The 18,410-nt window shown below is 71.8% G+C and carries 19 protein-coding genes and 2 riboswitches; of the genes, 12 read left to right on the top strand and 7 right to left on the bottom strand.

The genetic code is table 11. The annotated features are described in order from the left end of the window. Positions 1 to 10 precede the first annotated feature (10 nt). The 3 genes from HALOF300_RS12385 to HALOF300_RS12395 are packed head-to-tail and all read left to right on the top strand — an operon-like array spanning position 11 to position 2,555. Positions 11 to 988: a methionine ABC transporter ATP-binding protein gene (locus HALOF300_RS12385; RefSeq protein WP_156741246.1), complete on the top strand. Its 978-nt coding sequence runs from the start codon at positions 11 to 13 to the stop codon at positions 986 to 988. Beyond that, positions 985 to 1,662, top strand: a complete 678-nt coding sequence (locus HALOF300_RS12390; protein ID WP_231955292.1) for a methionine ABC transporter permease — start codon at positions 985 to 987, stop codon at positions 1,660 to 1,662. Before HALOF300_RS12385 ends, HALOF300_RS12390 begins: the two co-directional genes overlap by 4 nt. A 47-nt stretch (positions 1,663 to 1,709) precedes the next feature. Beyond that, on the top strand, positions 1,710 to 2,555 hold the full coding sequence (locus tag HALOF300_RS12395) for a MetQ/NlpA family ABC transporter substrate-binding protein (protein ID WP_156741248.1): 846 nt from the start codon (positions 1,710 to 1,712) through the stop codon (positions 2,553 to 2,555). A gap of 69 nt (positions 2,556 to 2,624) precedes the next feature. On the opposite strand, the gene HALOF300_RS12400 is transcribed toward HALOF300_RS12395, so the two are convergent. Beyond that, positions 2,625 to 3,440 (bottom strand): LLM class flavin-dependent oxidoreductase, encoded by an 816-nt coding sequence (locus HALOF300_RS12400; protein ID WP_156741249.1) that lies wholly within the window; start codon positions 3,438 to 3,440, stop codon positions 2,625 to 2,627. A gap of 41 nt (positions 3,441 to 3,481) precedes the next feature. Beyond that, positions 3,482 to 3,808 (bottom strand): histone-like nucleoid-structuring protein Lsr2, encoded by a 327-nt coding sequence (locus HALOF300_RS12405; protein WP_154792767.1) that lies wholly within the window; start codon positions 3,806 to 3,808, stop codon positions 3,482 to 3,484. A gap of 84 nt (positions 3,809 to 3,892) precedes the next feature. Here HALOF300_RS12405 and HALOF300_RS12410 point away from each other — a divergent pair, with 84 nt between their 5' ends. From HALOF300_RS12410 to HALOF300_RS12420, 3 genes are read left to right on the top strand one after another with little or no spacing between them, the layout of a single operon-like run. Further along, positions 3,893 to 4,525, top strand: coding sequence for a hypothetical protein (locus tag HALOF300_RS12410; protein WP_156741250.1), 633 nt, complete (start codon positions 3,893 to 3,895; stop codon positions 4,523 to 4,525). Beyond that, entirely contained in the window at positions 4,522 to 5,103 is a 582-nt protein-coding gene (locus HALOF300_RS12415; protein ID WP_156741251.1) for a hypothetical protein, read from the top strand. The genes HALOF300_RS12410 and HALOF300_RS12415 overlap by 4 nt, the downstream gene beginning before the upstream one ends. Next, positions 5,100 to 5,753, top strand: a complete 654-nt coding sequence (locus HALOF300_RS12420) for a hypothetical protein (RefSeq protein ID WP_156741252.1) — start codon at positions 5,100 to 5,102, stop codon at positions 5,751 to 5,753. The genes HALOF300_RS12415 and HALOF300_RS12420 overlap by 4 nt, the downstream gene beginning before the upstream one ends. Here HALOF300_RS12420 and HALOF300_RS12425 read toward each other — a convergent pair. The 3 genes from HALOF300_RS12425 to HALOF300_RS12435 all read right to left on the bottom strand — a co-directional run bounded on the left by HALOF300_RS12425 (position 5,726) and on the right by HALOF300_RS12435 (position 9,642). After that, entirely contained in the window at positions 5,726 to 7,165 is a 1,440-nt protein-coding gene (locus HALOF300_RS12425; RefSeq protein WP_156741253.1) for a hypothetical protein, read from the bottom strand. The genes HALOF300_RS12420 and HALOF300_RS12425 overlap by 28 nt on opposite strands. Before the next feature lie 45 nt (positions 7,166 to 7,210). Continuing rightward, positions 7,211 to 8,188, bottom strand: a complete 978-nt coding sequence (locus HALOF300_RS12430) for an alpha/beta hydrolase (RefSeq protein WP_156741254.1) — start codon at positions 8,186 to 8,188, stop codon at positions 7,211 to 7,213. A 113-nt stretch (positions 8,189 to 8,301) separates the two neighbouring features. Then, on the bottom strand, positions 8,302 to 9,642 hold the full coding sequence (locus HALOF300_RS12435; protein ID WP_156741255.1) for an MFS transporter: 1,341 nt from the start codon (positions 9,640 to 9,642) through the stop codon (positions 8,302 to 8,304). A 75-nt stretch (positions 9,643 to 9,717) separates the two neighbouring features. On the opposite strand from HALOF300_RS12435, the gene HALOF300_RS12440 reads away from it, so the two are divergent. Next, positions 9,718 to 10,350, top strand: coding sequence for an ArsR/SmtB family transcription factor (locus HALOF300_RS12440; RefSeq protein ID WP_197522520.1), 633 nt, complete (start codon positions 9,718 to 9,720; stop codon positions 10,348 to 10,350). A gap of 15 nt (positions 10,351 to 10,365) precedes the next feature. On the opposite strand, the gene HALOF300_RS12445 is transcribed toward HALOF300_RS12440, so the two are convergent. After that, entirely contained in the window at positions 10,366 to 11,763 is a 1,398-nt protein-coding gene (locus HALOF300_RS12445; RefSeq protein WP_156741256.1) for an aminotransferase class V-fold PLP-dependent enzyme, read from the bottom strand. A 35-nt stretch (positions 11,764 to 11,798) separates the two neighbouring features. Next, positions 11,799 to 11,913, bottom strand: a riboswitch (SAM riboswitch). A gap of 316 nt (positions 11,914 to 12,229) precedes the next feature. Between HALOF300_RS12445 and HALOF300_RS12450 the strand changes: the two genes are divergently transcribed. Together HALOF300_RS12450 and HALOF300_RS12455 are read left to right on the top strand one after the other, a co-directional pair. Beyond that, entirely contained in the window at positions 12,230 to 12,418 is a 189-nt protein-coding gene (locus HALOF300_RS12450; RefSeq protein WP_156741257.1) for a hypothetical protein, read from the top strand. A gap of 86 nt (positions 12,419 to 12,504) precedes the next feature. Next, positions 12,505 to 15,543, top strand: coding sequence for a helix-turn-helix transcriptional regulator (locus HALOF300_RS12455; RefSeq protein ID WP_156741258.1), 3,039 nt, complete (start codon positions 12,505 to 12,507; stop codon positions 15,541 to 15,543). Positions 15,544 to 15,610: 67 nt separating this feature from the next. Here the strand turns inward: HALOF300_RS12455 and HALOF300_RS12460 are convergent, their stop codons facing one another. Continuing rightward, positions 15,611 to 16,345: a DUF6882 domain-containing protein gene (locus HALOF300_RS12460; protein WP_156741259.1), complete on the bottom strand. Its 735-nt coding sequence runs from the start codon at positions 16,343 to 16,345 to the stop codon at positions 15,611 to 15,613. A 94-nt stretch (positions 16,346 to 16,439) separates the two neighbouring features. Then, a riboswitch (SAM riboswitch) is annotated at positions 16,440 to 16,530 on the top strand. Positions 16,531 to 16,536: 6 nt separating this feature from the next. On the opposite strand from HALOF300_RS12460, the gene HALOF300_RS12465 reads away from it, so the two are divergent. From HALOF300_RS12465 to HALOF300_RS12475, 3 genes are read left to right on the top strand one after another with little or no spacing between them, the layout of a single operon-like run. After that, on the top strand, positions 16,537 to 16,773 hold the full coding sequence (locus HALOF300_RS12465) for a DUF1737 domain-containing protein (RefSeq protein ID WP_156741260.1): 237 nt from the start codon (positions 16,537 to 16,539) through the stop codon (positions 16,771 to 16,773). After that, positions 16,770 to 17,189: a rhodanese-like domain-containing protein gene (locus HALOF300_RS12470; RefSeq protein WP_156741261.1), complete on the top strand. Its 420-nt coding sequence runs from the start codon at positions 16,770 to 16,772 to the stop codon at positions 17,187 to 17,189. Before HALOF300_RS12465 ends, HALOF300_RS12470 begins: the two co-directional genes overlap by 4 nt. Beyond that, a complete protein-coding gene (locus tag HALOF300_RS12475; protein ID WP_156741262.1) occupies positions 17,186 to 18,409 on the top strand; it encodes an O-succinylhomoserine sulfhydrylase in 1,224 nt (407 codons plus the stop codon). Before HALOF300_RS12470 ends, HALOF300_RS12475 begins: the two co-directional genes overlap by 4 nt. Position 18,410: the final 1 nt, after the last annotated feature.

Raw genomic sequence — 18,410 nt, forward strand, 5'->3', positions numbered from 1 at the left:
CGAGCCAGCCATGATCACGCTGCAGGACCTGCGGAAGGTCTACCCGACCCGCAGCGGCGAGGTCGTGGCGCTAGACGGCATCAGCCTCGAGATCCCCCAGGGACAGATCCACGGCATCGTCGGCCAGTCCGGTGCCGGGAAGTCCACCCTGATCCGGTGCCTGACCGCCCTCGAGCGGCCAACCACGGGGTCGGTGATCGTCGACGGCGCGGAGGTGAGCGCGCTCAGTGAGGCCATGCTCCGGCAGGCCCGGCGCCGGATCGGGATGGTGTTCCAGCACGTCAACCTGTTCGAGGCCCGCACCGCGGCGGCCAACATCGCCTACCCGCTCGCGATCGCCGGCGTACCCCGGGCGCAGCGCGCCACCCGGGTGCAGGAGCTCCTCGACCTGGTCGGGCTGGGCGACCGCGGCGACGCCTACCCGGCGCAGCTCTCCGGCGGTCAGAAGCAGCGGGTCGGCATCGCCCGGGCGCTGGCGACCGAGCCCGCGGTGCTGCTCTGCGACGAGCCCACGTCCGCACTCGACTCGACGACGACCCGGCAGATCCTCCGACTGATCCGCGATGTGCGGGACCGGCTCGGCATCACGGTCGTGATCATCACGCACGAGACGGCCGTGGTCCGCGAGGTCTGCGACGCCGCCACCCTCCTCGCGGATGGCCGGATCGTCGAGTCCGGGCCGCTCGCAGACGTGGTCACCCGCCCCGGCTCGCCGCTGTCCCAGGCGCTCGTGCCGGTGCCGGACGTGGGCGTCGGCGACCAGCGCGCACTCGTGCAGGTGAGCGCCGGCGGCGCGCAGACGCAGATCGCGCACGCCATGCACGCGATCGCAACCGAGCCGGACGCCCACGTCGTCGCGGGCGCGATCGAGACCCTGGGCGGGGTGCGGGTGGGCCGATGGCACCTGGACGTGGCCGACGGCGATCGCGTGGCCGTGCTCGGACGCCTGCGTGCCGCGGGCCTCGCCATCGAGGACGACGCCGCGTGAACTGGTGGAACGAATTCCTCGCCAACCCCGCCATCAGCGAGAAGCTGCCCGTGGCCACGCTCGAGACGCTCGGCATGGTCGCGTTCGCGTCCTTCTGGACCGCGCTCGTCGGCCTGCCGCTCGGGCTCGTGCTGCACGCCACCGGCAAGGGTGGCACCCGCCCGGTCCCGGTGCTCTACGCGGCGCTGTCCGCGGTGGTGAACATCGGGCGGGCGATCCCGTTCATCATCCTGATCATCCTGCTCATCCCGGTGACCCGGGCCGTGGTCGGCACTCCGCTCGGCTGGCAGGCGGCGGTACTGCCCCTCGCCGTGGGCGCCGTGCCGTTCTACGCCCGGCTCGTGGAGACCTCCGCCCGGGAGGTCGCCCCCGGCAAGATCGAGGCCGCCCTGATGGTGGGCGCGTCCCGGCTGCGGATGACCGGGGGCGTGATCGTCCGCGAGGCGCTGCCCTCCCTGATCGCCGGGTTCACCGTCACCGTGATCGCCCTGGTCGGCTACTCCGCGATGGCCGGCGCGGTCGGTGGCGGCGGCCTCGGCTTCCTCGCGATCACCTACGGCTACCAACGTTTCGACGCCGCCGTGATGTTCGCGGCGGTCATCGTCATCCTGGCGATCGTCTTCCTCATCCAGTTCCTCGGCGACCGGGCCGCCCGGCTCGTCGATCACCGCTGACCCATCCCCGCTGACCCCAGCGACAACACACCGAAAGGGACACCCCCATGCGTAGAACCCTGCTGGCTGCCTCGACCCTCACCGTGGCCGCGCTCACCCTCGCCGCCTGCGGAGGCGGCGGCGACGGCGCGGGTGGATCCGGCGATGACGAGAGCGCCGCGTCGGACGGTCACATCGTCATCGGCGCCTCCCCGACGCCGCACGCCGAGATCCTGGAGTTCGTCCAGGACAACCTCGCCGCGGACGCCGGCCTCGACCTCGAGATCGTCACCTACGACGACTACGTGCTGCCGAACACGGCACTCTCCGAGGGCGACCTGGACGCGAACTACTTCCAGCACCTGCCCTACTTCGAGGAGCAGGTCGAGTCCCAGGGCTTCGACTTCGACCACTTCGAGGGCGTCCACATCGAGCCCTTCGCCCTCTACTCCGAGACCCTGACGGACGTCGCGGACCTGCCCCAGGGGGGCCAGATCGGGGTCCCGAACGACCCGGCCAACCAGGGGCGTGCCCTGGACCTGCTCGCGCAGGCCGGCGTGATCACGCTCAGCGTGGATGACGCCGCGACCGCGGGGCTCTCGGACATCGACGAGAACGAACTCGGCCTCGAGTTCATCGAGGCCGACGCGGCCTCGCTGGTGCGCACCCTGCAGGACGTGGACGCGGCCGTCATCAACGGCAACTTCGCCCTCGAGGGCGGCCTGAACCCGGCCACCGACTCCCTGCTCATCGAGGACGGCGTGGGCAACCCCTACGCGAACTTCGTCGCAGTGCGCTCCGAGGACATCGACGACCCTGACCTGGTCGCACTCGACGGGCTGCTCCGCTCCGACGAGGTGCGGGCCTTCATCGAGGAGACCTGGCCGGCCGGCGAGATCATCCCCGCCTTCTGAGCAAGCACCCCAGCGTGACCGCGGCCCCCGGGACCAACCCGGGGGCCGCCGTCGTCCCGGCGAGCCCGATCAGACCAGCCGCGACCGTGCCTGCGCCACGGCGTCCACGAGCCCCAGCAGCGCCTCGGTGCCGTCGGGCATGCCATTGGTGTCCAGGCCGCAGACCGGGACGCGGCTCACCCCGACCTCCAGGTACGGCCGCACCGCGGCCTCGATGACCTCCGGCGACGCACCCACCGGCACGTTCACGGTCATGACGACGTCGAACGGGCTGGTGCTGCCCTGCGCAGCACGCGCCTGCGTGGCCACCCGGATGCTCTCGGCCACCGCCTCCGGCGACTCGCCGCCGGCACCCAGCAGGACGCCGTCGCCCACCTCGCCGGCGAGCGCGAGGGTCTTCGGCTTGACGGCGCCGACCAGGAGCGGCGGCGCCGGGTCCGGCGGATACCGGAGCTGAACGTCGTCGAGGTGGACGTACGCGCCGCTCGTGGTGACGGACTCGCCGTCGAGCAGCGCGCGCAGCGCGGTCGTGTACTCACGAAGGAGGGTCAGCGGCGACGTCGCACGCGCGCCGACCTGCCCCATCCAGTCGAGCACGCCATGACCTACCCCCGGCAGGAACCGGCCGGGGAAGAGCCGGGAGATCGTGGCGATCTCCATGGCGGTGATCGCGACGTTGCGCAGCGGGACCGGGAACAGGCCGATTCCGACGGTGATCCGTTCGGTCCAGGCGAGCACGGCCGAGGCGGGCGCGACACCGGACTCGGAGAAGCAGTCCTCCCAGAGCCAGAGCTCGTCCAGGCCGGCGGACTCGGCGGCGAGGGCGACTCCGCGCAGACGTTCCGGGGGTTGATCGGGCGGAAAGACGATACCGAGAGTGGTCATGCCGACCACCCTAGGTGGCCCCACCGACGCGGGGGCGGGCGTCAGTAACCGGCCTCGCGGAACGCGTCGACGACCTCCCGCGGCACCCGGCTCCGCGGCGGGATCGCGATGCCGCGCGACCGCGCCCACTCCCGGACCGCCCGCGGGTCCACCGGGGTCTCCTCGCGCACCGTCGCGGGCTCGACCACGCCGCCGCGGACGCGACGTGCGGCGGCGGCGAACGGCGCGAGGGCGGTGAGCAGCGCGTCCCGGTTCGCCTTGTTCAGGTCGATCTCGTAGATGGTGTCCTCGAGTGAGAACCGCACGGTGTGCTGCGCCGGACCACCGTCGAGATCATCGGTGAGTTCGGTGACTGTCCTGGTGGCCATCGTGTCCTCTGATCGGCAACCTGCTGGGATCACCATGCTATGCGGTGCGGGGCCGCGACCAGCGCATCGGCGTACTCTAGGCGCGTGGCCAACGACGTGGGGGCGCTGTTGAGCGTGCCGGGGATCGCGCGCTGGGTCGTGCGTACCTGGCCGCGGCGGATCGCCATCGCTATGGTCGCGGTCCTGATCCTGGTCATCGCCGCCGTCGGGGGCTTCGCGAGGGTCGCGCCCGAGCCCGCCCGCCAGCTCGCGGTGGGAGAGGCCGTGGACGTCGGCCCGTACACGGTGACCGTGGAGTCCTTCTTCGTCTCCGACCAGGTCGACATCTATGGCATCCCTGACGAGGCGGATGCCTGGGTCGGGGTGGTGATGGTGCTCGAGACCTCCGAGCTCGAAGGGATCCCTACCGACTACCAGAACTTCCGCCTGAGCGGCGCGGACCTCGTCGAGGAGCGGTTCCAGCAGGTCGTCCTGCTGGCCGACGACTCGCGCGCGAACTTCCTGACCGCGGACCTGCCGGTCCACGTCGCGATGCTCTGGCCCGTGCGCGACTCCGGCGCCATCGGGGACGAGGTGGAGCTCACCCTCACCGAGACCTACGAGGACATCAGCTTCCTGTTCCAGACACCCACCTGGTTCGCGGGGGACCGGATCGGCGTCATCGCCGTGCCCCGCGACGACGAGGTCCCGCCCGCGATCCTGGACGAGGAACCGTGACGGGGCGGCCGGTCCCACGCTGGGCGGTCACCGTCACCATGCTCGCCGTGCTGGTGGGCGCCGGGCTCGGGGTCAACGCCCTCGATGCCAACGCACCCCCGAACGGGCCCATCGGCGTGCGGATGACCCTCGGGCGGGACTCGGTGGTGCATCCCCTCCAGGTGAACGTCTCGGGTGCGCGTGCCTACGAGACGATCCTCGACGAGGACGAGAACCCCCTCGAGACAGTCGGGGTCTGGGTGCTCGTGGACCTGTCCTACGCCACCACCGACGAGCCGAGCCTGCCCGGTGACTTCGTCCTGGTGGACGCGCGCGGCCGCCGGTACCCCACGACCGGCCGGGCCTTCGGCGAATGGTTCGCCAGCCCGGACCTCTGGCACCGGGGCACCTTGGCCTTCGAGGTGCCGCTGGACGCGCTCGGCGACCTGACCTTCGAGGCCTGGCCATCGGGTCAGGGAACGGCCTCCGACACCCCGATGCCCTACGCCGTGCTCAAACTGCGGGTCGACCCCGGCGCGGTCGAGGCAGGCCCGGCGATCCTCGAGGAGCCCGAACTGCTGCCGGCGGGTGAGCGATGAGCGGACCCGCGCCGTACCCGCCCCCGTATCAGCCCGGGCAGGGTCGCGAGGACTGGATGGCACCGGCTCGTGAGCCGCTACCGGCCGCCCCGCCGCCACTGCCGCAGCACCGGTCCCGGCGCGCCACGGTGGCACTCGCGGTGGTGGGAATCCTGGTCCTGGGCGCGCTCGGCTGGCGGGTGAGCGCGGAGGCCCGGGACACCTGGTGGAACGGGGAGTCGCACGTGCCGGTGCCGGTCGACGCGAACGGGGTGGCCAGCCACGAGGGCATCAGCATCGAACTGGTCGGGGTCGAACGACTCGATGGCGGCGTGAATACCTACGATGAGCGGTGGGAGCCGCCCGCGGGCACGGTGCTGTGGCAGGTCGGCCTCGCGGTGGAGAGCACGAACACCGAGATCTACAGCCTGGACGTCCTGGTCCAGGACACCCAGGGCCGGCGGTTCGAGACGGGCAACGACGTGCCCTACGGCGTGGACGGCGTCCAGGACTCCCTCGACGTCGCGCAGCCGGAACCGGACGACGAGCCGTTGCCCGACGTCCAGTACCTGCTCGTCCTGATGCCGGAGGACGCGGAACCGGCCACGGTCCGGCTCGAGTCGAGCTGGAGCCTGTCCCCGGACTACTTCAGGCTGCCCGTGACCGAGTGACCCAGCCGGTGGGTCCCGGCTGGGTCGGGGGCCGCCTGCGGCGCCGTGATGCCCGACGGCGGCCGGTCGCCCCAGGCCGGGTCGGCGCCCGGTTGCGTGGTGCCGCGGGCGTAGCCGAGCGGGCCGGCGTTCTCATTGCGGCGGGGGAGCGGCAGCCGCAGCGACGGGTTGGCGCCGTAGCGCTGCAGCAGGCTGTCCGCGGCCGCGGCGAGCAGGGCCGCGGAGACCATCAGCACGAGGATCTCGGCGATGACGTCCAGCGGGTCCCAGAGGGCGAACCAGCCGAGCGTGGTGATGTTGCCGGCGAGCAGACGTGCCACTCCCCAGACCAGATAGGGGATCTGCGTGATGAGGACGTAGCCGAGGCAGAAGACCAGCACGGTGATCCAGCCGGCCCGCACGATCATGGCCATCCCGCCCATGAGCGCGCCGAACCGGCCGTTCGGCTCGGCCAGGGCGTGCCAGGCCTTGGTGATGGTGGTGTCTCCGAACCGGCGCGTGACGCGGTTCAGGAGCGGTGCGCGGCCGCTCAGGCGGGCCACCTCGTCATCGGCGATGACGTCACTGGCCTCGATCCCGTAGATGATCGTGCCGATGGCGAGCCAGGCGATCGGGACGATCAGGGCGGTCCCGAGCGCGGCGGCGACCGGGCCGATCGCGCCGATCGCCCAGTCGCCGACACCACCGATGACCGGGAAGTCGATCCGCACCCCGGCCCAGAGGTCGATGACCCAGTGCGTCACCGCGCGGCTGCTCAGCCACCCGACCGCGGTGGCCACCAGGCTGCCGACCACGTAGGCACCGAGGACGATCCAGACCAGTTCGAGGTAGCCGACGAGCGCCTGCAGCGCGGTGCGCCGGGGATCGTCGCGGCCCTTCCAGAACCTCCCGGACGTGACGAAGTAGCCGCCGATGAGGCGGCCGACCAGCGCGGCCCCCACGATCGCCAGCACCAGCGTGGAGGCCGCGTCCGGGATTCGCGCGGCGCCGTCGATGTCGGTGGTCTCGAAACGGGAGAAGTCGTCCTGGATCCCGAAGTACGAGTGATGGCGCAGGTCGTCGTCCAATCGGCCGCCGCTCTGGTAGACGACCAGGAACGGCAGGAGCACGCTCCCGGTGGCGGCGAGCAGGTCGACAGCGACGTGCCGCGAACGCTCCCGGCGCCGCAGCACCAGGAGCATCCCGATCACCGCGAGCATGGTGCTGAACGGGACCAGCGACAGCCCGAGCATCCCGGGCACGGCCCCGAACCGGCCCAGCCACACCGCGAGGTCCAGCAGGTACCAGTGCGCCGCGACCCCGGCGACGGCGATCACCGCGAGCGGGAGCCAGTGCCGGGCCAGGAGCCGGCCGGTGGTGCGGACCAGGGACACGCTCTCACTGAGCAGCGACTGTCCCTGACCTGTGTGCACCGGTGCTCCCTGGGGTGGGGGCGCCGGCACGGTCATGGACCTACCTTAGCGAGCGTTTGCGCCGGTCCTGAGGCGGGCCGCGAGCCAGTCGAACACGGTGCGCTCGTACTCGGCGCGAGCGGCCGGCCCGGACAGGGCGAGGTCGTGCCACCCGCCGGTGATGCGCACCGCGGTGACGTCGGGTCCGACGCGCCCGATCCGGCCATGCATGTGCTCGACGTCCAGAACGCAGTCGGCGCCGTCGAGATCGTCCTGGCTGGGCCGGTTCGCGGACCCGGACCGGGCGGACGTACACATCAGCACCGGCGCGTCCACGTCGAGCCCGTGCGCGATCCGGGCGTGGCCGCGGCGGATCGCGCGCAGCCACCCGGCGTGGGCCTCGAAACCCTCGACGGGCTTCCAGGCCAGGTCGTAGTCGTACGGCCCGCCCGTGGAGACGTGCAGATGCCGGCCGTAGGCCTGGTCCAGGCTACCGACCTTGAGGTGGGGAACCCGAGGGCCGACGAGGTCCACGACCCGCGTGGCGATCACCCGATAGAACCAGTTCTCGTTGAGGTCGAACCACGGGCTGTTCAGGACCAGGGCATCGACCGAGCCGGGATGGTCGCTCGCGTACAGCGTCGCGATCAGGCCGCCCGTCGAGTGACCGAGCAGCATGACCGTGCGGTACCCCTCGGCGCGGATCGCCGCCAGCGCGGCGTCCAGCTCCTCGTCGTAGCTGCGCAGGTCCTCGACCCAGCCGGGTTGGCGGCCCGGTCGGATCGACCGCCCGTAGTCGCGCAGGTCGAGCGCGAAGAAGTCGTAGCCATGCTCGGCCCACGCAGCCGCGTGGTCGGCCTGGAAGAAGTAGTCGGTGAAGCCGTGCAGGTACATCACCGCGACGTCCCGGGTGCGCTCGCGGCCCAGCCGGACCAGGGTGGCCACTGGCGGCCCGGAGGCTTGGCCGTCGGGTGCGAGTGTGATCGTCCGGGCGGTGAACTCCCCGCCGAGCACGTCGGGAACGGGAGCGTCGAGACTGGTCACCGACACATCATCCCGCACTCCGGAGCCCTCAGGACCCGGCGAGAGTGCGACTGTGCGGCCCGTGGACGCCGATGCGCCGCACAGCCGCACTCTCGAGGGATGGGTCCAGGTGGTCAGCGGGTGCCGAACCGCGCGGCGTGGGCGGTCCACCCGGACTCTGCGGGCAGCGCCCGCAGGCCACGGTTGGTGATTGCCAGGAGTGCAGCGACGGCGCAGAGCGCCGCGCAGATGGCGATGGTGCCCTCACGCCCGATCCAGGCGAGCCCGAAGCCCGCGATCAGCGGACCGAGCGGCATCGCCCCGATCCCGAGGACCATGGACGCACTGTTCGCCCGGCCGAGGAGTTCGCTCGGAGTCGCGACCATGAAGTACCCCATCAGAGCCGCGTTCAGGGCGGGGACCGCGAGCACAGAGGCTGCGAGCACGGCGGTGATCGCCCAGACCGAGTCCACGAGCGAGAGGGAGTAGGCGCCGACGGCCGCCACGGTGAGCCCGACGATCGTCAGCACGCCGGCCGGCACCCGGGACACCAGCATCGGCGCGACGACCGCCCCGAGCAGCATCGCGGCACCCGCCCCGGCCGAGACCCAACCGATCGCAGCCGGGGACTGCCCGTCCTGTTGCAACGCGTACACCACGGTCGTGATGGCAGCGTTGAAGCCGAGGTTGATGATCGTGGACACCAGCAGGACGCCTCGCAGATCCGTGCGGGAGAGCAACCACGCGAAGCCGGCGCGCAGCTCGGCGAGCGCGTTCCGTTCGGTGGTCGGCGCATCCCCGGCCGTCGAGGCTGCGGCTGGGACCTCCGGATCGGCCCGAACGCGCACATCGGGCGAAGGTCTTGCCTCGGTCGCCGGCGACGAGCGGCCGAGCAGCCACGCGGTGATGGCCGCGATCAGCTGGCAGGCGGTCATCGCTGCGCCGACCACCCAGCCGCCGACGGCGAGCAGGGCACCGCCGAGGGGGCCGCCGGCGAGCTGGAGCATGGCGTCTCGCCCCTGGTTCGCGGCCTGGGCGCGGCCCATCGCACCGTCCGGCACGACCTCTTTGAGGGCGCTCTCGCCGGCCACGTCGAAGAGGCCGGTGCGTGCCGCGAGGAGCACGGCGACGACCAGGAGGGTCGTGAACGTCAGGGCGTCGCCGAGTGCGAGCAGGGTGAATGAGCCGGCGATCACCACGCCGATCGACGCTCCGAGAACCATCAGGGCGATTCGGCGGTATCGGTCCGCGATCACGCCCCCGGCCAGCGTGGTCAGCGCACGTACGACGAGGCCAACGGCGCCGATGACGCCCGCCCGGGCGGGGTCGTTCGTGATGATCAGGGCGAGGAGGGGCACTGAGAAGGAGAACAGGGCGGCTGCGAGCCCTCTACTCGTGTCGCTGATCAGCCACGTGAGGTACCGGGTGTTGCCCAGCAGGGACGGCGGTGCGGCAACGGTCGTGTCAGGGGTCATGCCAGACACTGTAGATCCGCAAGTACTGTTGCGCAATGGTTCTTGCGCAAGACTCCTTGGGGATATGCTCGGACCATGTCGAACACCGAGGACAAGTCCGCGGGAGGCTCCGCCCGCGCCAGCGCCGCCGATGGCGAGGCGGGGCCCTGGAGCGAGTCCGTGATGACGTCGGCGATGCTCAAGGCGCTGGCGCACCCGCTGCGCCGGCGGATCACGAAGGTGCTGGCCCAGCGGGAGTGCGCGCGGGCCGCGGACATCGCCGCGGATCTCGACGAGCCGGCGAACAGCATCAGTTTCCACCTGCGCGTGCTCGCGGACGCGGGCCTCATCGTCGAGGCTCCCGAGCGGGCTCGGGACCGGCGCGATCGTGTCTGGACGGCCGTGAAGGGCGCCTACAGCCTCGGCACCCCCGAGCACCCCGTCGAGGACGAGGTGCTCGGGGGCGTCCTTATGCGCACCGTGATCGACGACCACCACGAACTCGTGCGCCGGGTGGCGGCCTGGGCCCCGGAGTACGTCACCGGCCGCGCGACGGACGTGCACGCCTACTTCACCCAGCGGACGGTCCGCCTCACCCAGACCGAGTTCGACGCGATGATGACGAAGGTCGAGGGCGTGATGCGGGCAGCCGTCGACGCGCACGATCCCGATGATCCGGACGGCCGGGTCTGGGAGATCGACACCGTCGCCGCGGACAACGTGATCTAGCGGGATGAGCCCCTCTCAGTGCGCGACGGCGGCGAGCACCTCGGCGACCGACGGTGCGGGACCGCAGCCCGCGCCCGCGGCGGCGGTGGCCAGCACCGAAGGGGCGTCGGAGTCCGCGTGCAGTGCCCGCAGCAACGCGATCGCCTCGGGGAGCTCGCGCTGGTCGTCGCGGGGCTGCCAGCGGCCGCCCACGACCTCGTAGTCCGACCGGGGTCCGGTGCTGACGAACTCGGACACGCCCCGGACGAGCCGGTCGACGTCGTCCTCGGTGGTACCCAGGCCGATGCTGGCCCGCAGGCCGGCATCGACGCCGCTCGCCTCGAGCAGGGGATGCGCGCAGAACCGCCCGTCGCGAACGCCGATGCCGTGCTCGGCGGACAGGTACGCGGCCACCAGGCCGGCGTCGTGGCCGGCCACGGTGAAGGAGACCACGCTGACCGGGTCCCTGGAGTCCGACCAGAGCCGTAGCACCTGCACGCCCGGGATCTCGGTCAGCGCGGACACCAAGCGTTCCCGGAGCGCACCGTCGTGCTCGGCGAGACGATCGGCGACGGCGGTCAGCTCGGTCGCCGCGACCCCGAGGGCCAGGGCTCCGATCACGTTCGGGCTGCCCGCCTCGTGCCGCTGCGGCGCCGGCTCCCACGAGGTGTGGCCGACGGTGACGTTCGTGACCGCACCTCCGCCGGCGAGGTAGGGGCGGCCGGCGTCGAGCCAGTCCCGCCGACCGATCAGCGCGCCCGCGCCGTAGGGCGCGTACAGCTTGTGTCCCGAGACGGCGACGTAGTCCGCGCCCGTCTCGGTCAGGGAGAACGGCCGGTGCGGTGCCAGCTGGGCGGCGTCCACGACGACCCTCGCCCCTGCCGCGTGCGCCAGGGCGACCACCTCCGCCACCGGCAGGGACTCACCGGTCACGTTCGAGGCGCCGGTGATCGCCACCAGCCGGTAGTTCCGCGTCGCGAGCGAGTTGGTCAGGGCCTCGAGGGTCGCGGCCACGGTCCCGCGTGCCTTGAGCACGTCCGCGCCGATCCGCTGCCAGGGCAGCAGGTTCGCGTGGTGCTCGATGTCCAGGACCAGGACGCGAGCGCCGTCCGGCACGCACCCGGCGAGCAGGTTCAGCGAGTCGGTGGTGTTGCGGGTGATCACCACGACGTCGTCGGTACGGGCACCCACGAACCGGCCGATCGCCGTCCGCGACTGCTCGTAGAGGGCCGTGGAGACCTGGGACAGGTACCCGGCGCCGCGGTGCACCGAGGCGTACAGGGGCAAGGCCCGGGTGACGGCCTCGGCAACGGCGGCCAGCGCCGGGGCGCTCGCGGCGTAGTCGAGGTTCGTGTACCGCACGGTCGCGGCGCCGTCGAGCGGGACGGTCAGCGGGACTCGGGTCTCGGAGCCGACGAGGGGGAGCAGTGTCATGGGAAAGCCTCCAGATCGCTGTGGGACCCGTGGCGGGCCCGCGCTTGCCGGCGCCACCGCGGCACCGACCCGGTCGTCACCCGGGGCACCCCACCGCGGTTGGAGGGTTGCCGGCCAGCAAGCCGGGGCTACGCGCTGGCACTCATGACCTGCACCACATGATGCCACGGGGCGCTCGGCCGGCGCGCCGATCGGTCCCCGTGTCCGCATTCTGGACGCACGCCATCGGGGGTGTGCGGGTCGGGGTGCTGAGGGACGGACTGGTTCGGCGAGTGTGCGCACCGCCCGTCGGCAGGACCCCTTACTCCAGCGGGGAGCACCTGATCGGGTGTCCCTTACCTGCGTGCACGACCCCTCAGTGCGCGGGTAAGGGGTCTGCTCCCGAGTGCCCGCGTGACCATCCGATACCCGACCGGTGTGCCTCAGCGGCACCGTATCGGTCATGGGAACGAGCAAGGAGCACATCATGGAACCGAATCTGGACGTCCTTAACGCCGACCTGGCGTACCGGCGCGAGCACCTGCTGTCGGAACTCGGCTCCCGCCAGCAGAACGCACGCCGCAGCGGCGTGCGCCGCCTGATGGAGGAGCGCCGGGTCCGACGGGCGGCCGCGGCGCGCGGTCTCGACCCCGCGGACCTGATCAAGCGGGCCTGAGCGCGCCGGGCGTGGCGGCCGTCGTGGAGCCGTGGGGCGGATCTACATCCGTCCCCACGGAGCCGACCCGTGACAAGATCTCGGATGTGGCACGGGTCGGCTCCGAGATCGCGCTGGTAGCGCGCGGTGACGAACTCGCGCGCCTACGCGAGATCTGGGCGCAGGCCGCGGCCGGCTCGGCGGCGGCCGTCCTGCTCCCCGGTGACGCGGGAGTGGGCAAGACGCGGCTCGTGACCGAGTTCGCGGCCGAGGTCCGAGCCGGCGGCGGCTACGTGCTCACCGGCCACTGTGTCGGCCTCGGCGAGTCGGCCCCGCCCTACCTTCCCGTCGTGGAGATCCTCGAACAGATCCGGGACGCCGATCCCGGGATCCTCGAGGACCGGCAGGCGCTGGCGACCCTGGTGAGCCGCTCGGGCACCGACCGTCCCACCGAGCAGCTGCCCCTCTTCGACTCCTTCCTCGGCGTGCTCACCATGCTCAGTGCGGAGCGCCCGGTCCTGCTCGTGATCGAGGACCTGCACTGGTCCGACCCGTCCACGCGGGACCTGATCACGTTCCTGGTCGCGCGGATGTCCGAGCAGCGGCTCACGGTGGTACTGACCTACCGCTCGGACGACCTGCACCGGCGGCACCCCGTGCGGCCGATGACCGTGGAGCTGGGGCGGATGCGGCGCGTCGAACGCCTCGAGCTCGACCCGTTCTCACCCGAGGAGGCGCGGGCCTTCGCGCGAGAACTGGCCCTGCTCGACCACCTCGGCACCGGTGCCGATGAGCACCTGATCGCCGACATCGCCCGCCGCTCCGAGGGGAACGCCTTCTTCGCCGAGGAGCTGCTCTCCAGTGCCCGCTCGGCCACCGGCCTGGGCGACGCCCTCGCCGACGTCCTGCTCGGCCGCATCGAACGGCTCGGCCCGAACGCGCAGCGACTGGTGCGCACCGCCGCGGTCTCCGGCCAGCGCCGGATCCGGCACAGCACCCTGCGGGCGGTTCTCGACCTGACCGACGACGAGCTCGAGGAGGCGCTGCGCGACTGCGTCCAGCTGCATGTGCTGGTCGCCGATCCCGACGGCGATGCCTCCTACGAGTTCCGGCACGCCCTGCTCCGCGAGGCGGCATACTCCGACCTCCTGCCGGGCGAGCGCACGCGCATCCACGCGGCCTACGCCAGCCTGCTCGCGCAGCTGCGCCTGTCCGGTTGGCGGGGCGCGCAGGCGTACCACGCGAGCCGGGCCAACGACCTGCCCACCGCGCTGGCCGCGCACGTGGGCGCCGCGGACGAAGCCGCTCAGGTCGGAGCGACCGCCGACACGCTCGCGCACCTGGAGAGCGCACTCGCCCTGTGGCAGGCCGTGCCGGACCCGGCCACGGTGAGCGGCACCGACGAGCTCCATCTGACCATCCGGGCCTCGGATGCAGCGGTCGCCGCCGGGCAGGTGGACCGCTCCCTCGCGTTCGCCCGGGCCGCGCTCAAACTCGCCGACGCCGACGGCGACATCGTTACGCGAGCCTCGGTGCGCCGTCGCCTCGCCAAGATCCTCTATTCGGTGGATCAGTGGCAGGAGGCGCAGTCGGTCATCGCCGAGGCCTGGGACCTGATCCGGGACGAGCCCACGAGTTCCGAACGCGCCTGGGTGCTGAGCACGCTCGCGTTCGGGGAACTGAAGGACTCGAGCCGGGGATACGCCGAGGCTGCGATCGCAGACGCCCGCGCCAGTGGGGACGGCGGCGCGGAGGCGGACGCGCTGACCACCCTGGCCTACATGCAGCTGAGCGACGGTGAGGTCGACCGTGCCCTGACCACCCTCGAGGAGGCTCGCACGCGAGCAGCCGAGGTAGGTGCCTTCGAGGTGGAGCTGCGCGCCGTGTTCAACCTGACGGTGGGGCAGTTCGAGCTCGGCGAGCTCGAAGCCGCCGCGACGCAGCTCGACCGGGGTCTGGCTCGGGCCGCGGAGACCGGACTGACCTGGGCCACCTATGGTCGGGAGCTCGCCTGGATCGCGGTGCACGTGAACTACGCGCGCGGGGCCTGGGACCTCGTCGAGCAGCTGGCGAGCCCGCCGGGCGAGCAGGCACCGGACTGGATCTCGGGGGTGCTGGCCGCATCCGCCGCGCTGCTCGCGGCCAGTCGCGGCGAGTGGGAGAAGGTCGAGGCCGCTCTGGACCGGGTCGACACCTGGGTGCTGGCCGACGACGAGCCGCTCAAGATCGCGCTGTTCGCCCGCGCCGAACGTGACCTCTGGCAGCACCGCCCAGCGGAGGTGACGGCTCCCGTAGCGGCGGCGATCGCCGGCAACCTGCACAATGCGATGGGCTCGACCGCCGATCTCGAACAGCGCGCCTGCGACGAGGACGAGCCACCCATGCTGGCCCTCATCCACGTCGCCGCAGTGGGTATCACCGCTCAGGCGGACCTCGCCGCCCGCGCCCGCCAGGTCCACGACTCGGGCGCCGAGCGCGAGGCGGTCGCCACCGGGGAGCGCTTCCTCGCCGTCGCGGAGGACGCCGCGGAGCGCGGCCACCCGCGCGCGGCCACCATCGGGCCGGAGGGCCTCGCCTGGCTGGCCCGGTGCCGGGCCGAGGCCAGCCGGATGCGTGGCGAGACGGACCCGGCCCCGTGGCGCGCTCTCGTCGACGCCTTCGGCTACGGCGACACCTACCAGCAGGCCATCGCGCGCTGGCGCCTGGCCGAAGTGCTGCTCGTGCTGCGGGCGGAGGGTGGGTCGACGGGGCCCCCGGCGGTTGCCCGACCGGGCCAGGGGTCGGACGACGACGCCGGGCCGGGGTCCGATCCCGACGACGGTGGGGACGAGCTCCTGGCGGCGCTCGCGACAGCACGAACGCTGCGTGCACGGCCCCTCGAGGAGGCCCTGCTCGCGACCGCACGCCGTCACCGACTGAACGTGCCCGGTCAGCGCGCTGCCGCCGTCGCGCTGCTCACCCCGCGCGAACAGGCGGTGCTCGAACTCGTCGCCCAGGGGCTCACGAACCGGGCGGTCGGGACGGAGTTGTTCATCAGTGAGAAGACGGTGAGCGTGCATCTGAGCCGGGTCATGGCAAAGCTCGACGTGAGCAGCCGGACCGAGGCGGTCGCCGTCGCCATGTCACGCGGAATCCTCAGGGGCTGACCGCGGCGGGAGTGCCTGAGGCCCGGGCGCGACCGCCAGAGTGATGAGGTCCCGCACGTCGGTGCCCTCAGGCCGGGGTGGGGCCGGCCGACATGCTGAGGGCGGTGAGCCTGCCCTGGTCGTCCAGCTTGGCCTCGACGTGACCGTTCGGGGCCCGCAACGTGAGGGCGCCACCTTCCTCCGCCAGCGTGAAGCCGCGCCACTGTGCATAGGCCCGCAGCGCCCGCGACCAGTTCGAGATCGAACCCTCGGACGCGGCCTCGGGGAGCACCGACCCGGCCCGGATCGCGCTCGCCGGGATCGGTTCGAGCGCGGGTGACTCCACCAGGAACGTCAGCACCGTGCCGTTCTCGAGTGCGAAGGTGACGAACGGCAACGGCCCGGCGATCAGGCTCGCGGCGGCCGCGAACCTGCGCGCCACGGTGGCGGGCTCCGCAGTCAACGGGACCTCCGCCGTCGTGAGCTCGGTGATGGCGAACCGCTGCCCGAACTCGCGGACCGCTGCGACCCGCGCGACCACCGGCTCGGGGAAGGAGTTGACGTTCTCCCAGCCCCACAGCCATGACTTCGGGCCCGGCGCGGCGGACCCGACGAAGTGGGCGCGCACCGTGATCTCGTCCGTGCCGACGAACGTGATCGTGCCGCCGGTCATGTCCGTGCGGTAGCCCGAGCTGTACCTGTCCCCGTACGGGCCGTCGGACTGGGTCAGGTCCATCGTCTCGCGTTGGCGGTCGAGGCCGAAGAGATAGGTGTCGTCGACGACGTCCTGGAGGGAGGCGATCAAGGGCGCGGCTTCCGTCATGGCAGCCAGCGTAGGGCGGCCGACCGTCTCGCAGGATGGGCAGATGTGCCCGCGGGTTGGGGGCGGTGGGGAGCCGGGCATACCATCGCAGCCGGACCCATCCAGAGTGGCCGAGAGACCTGGCTCGTCGACGCCGCAGCAACCATCCCGTGTGGACATGGTGCTACCGCCAGGACCGATGGAGGAGATTCATGAGCGACCTCGCAGCACAGGACGTCCCGACCCAGCCGGCCGCCCCGGAGCGTCACACCTACCGACTGCTGACCGGTCCGGACGACGCCGAGTTCTGCGCGCGGGTCAGTGACGCGCTCGCGCAGGGGTACCAGTTGTACGGGTCGCCGTCCGTGACGTTCGACGGTTCCCGGGTGATCGCGGCCCAGGCCGTGGTGCTACCACAGGCCATTCAAGGAGAGGTTCGATTCGTTTGAGTTACGCAGGTGACCTGAGTCCACGCTCGGCGTGGGAACTGTTGGAGCAGAACCCGGACGCGGTGCTCGTGGATGTCCGCACCCGCGCCGAGTGGTCCTTCGTGGGCGTTCCCGAGACGAGTTCCATCGACCGCCCGACGGCGCTGATCGAGTGGAACACGTTTCCCGAGGGCCAACGCAACCCCTCGTTCCTCGAGCAGCTCGCCGCCACCGGCCTCGCCCCCGGCGACCAGCGCCCCGTCGTGTTCCTGTGCCGCTCCGGCCAGCGCTCCATCGGTGCCGCCGAGGCGGCCACCGCCGCCGGGTTCGGCCCCGCCTACAACGTGGTGGACGGGTTCGAGGGTGGCGTCGGCCCTGAGGGCCACCGAGGCGAACGCGGCTGGCGCGCCGAGGGCCTGCCCTGGCGGCAGTCGTGAGCGATCCCCGACCCCGCGCCGAGCTGCCCGAGGGCCTGTCCGATGCCACCCTTGGTGTGCGTGGCGGGATCCAGCGCACCGAGTTCCGGGAGATGGCCGAGCCGCTCTTCCTGACCCAGGGCTACGTCTACGACGAGGCCGCCGATGCGGAGGCCGCGTTCAAGGGCCAGCTCGACCGGTTCATCTACTCCCGGTACGGCAACCCGACCGTGTCCGCGTTCGAGGAGCGGCTGCGCCTGCTCGAGGGCGCAGAGGCGTGTTTCGCGACGGCCACCGGGATGTCCGCGGTGTTCACCTCGATCGCGGCGCTGGTGCGTTCCGGCAGCCGGATCGTCTCCGGACGTGCGCTGTTCGGGTCCACCGTCGTGCTGTTGAACGACATCTTCAGCAAGTGGGGGGTCACCACCGACTACGTGGACGCCCACGACCTGTCCCAATGGAAGACCGCCCTGGCCACCCCGGCGGACGTGGTGCTGTTCGAGACGCCGTCCAACCCGATGCAGGACATCGTCGACATCGCGAAGGTGACCGAACTCGCGCACGCCGCGGGCGCCGTCGTCATCCTCGACAACGTCTTCGCGACCCCGATCCTGCAGAAGCCGCTGGAGTTCGGCGTGGACGTGGTGGTCTACTCCGCGACCAAGCACATCGACGGCCAGGGTCGCGTCCTCGGCGGCGCGATCCTCGGCGGCCGGGACTACATCGAGGGCCCGGTCAAGCAGATGATCCGTAACACCGGACCGTCGCTGAGCCCGTTCAACGCGTGGGTGCTGCTCAAAGGGCTGGAGACACTTGCACTACGGGTCCGGGCGCAGACCGCCGCCGCGCTGGACCTCGCGCACTGGCTCGAGGACAACCCGCTGATCTCCCGGGTCCGGTACCCGTTCCTGGACTCCCACCCGCAGGCGACCCTGGCCAGGGAGCAGATGAGCGGTGGCGGCACCGTCGTCACGTTCGACCTCGCGATCGACGGAGAACCGGAGGAGGTCAAGAACCGGGCCTTCGCGTTCCTGGACTCGCTGCGCCTCGTGGACGTCTCGAACAACCTCGGCGACGTGAAGTCGATCGTGACACACCCGGCGACGACCACCCATTCGAAGATCAGCTGGGACGAACGGGCCGCCGTCGGCATCCACGACTCCACGGTGCGGCTGTCCGTCGGGCTGGAGGACCCGGTCGACCTCAAGGCGGACCTGACCCAGGCCCTGGGTCACATCTGAG

Origin of the sequence: Occultella aeris (assembly GCF_902703175.1) — a bacterium.
GTDB classification, from domain to species: Bacteria; Actinomycetota; Actinomycetes; order Actinomycetales; family Beutenbergiaceae; genus Occultella; species Occultella aeris.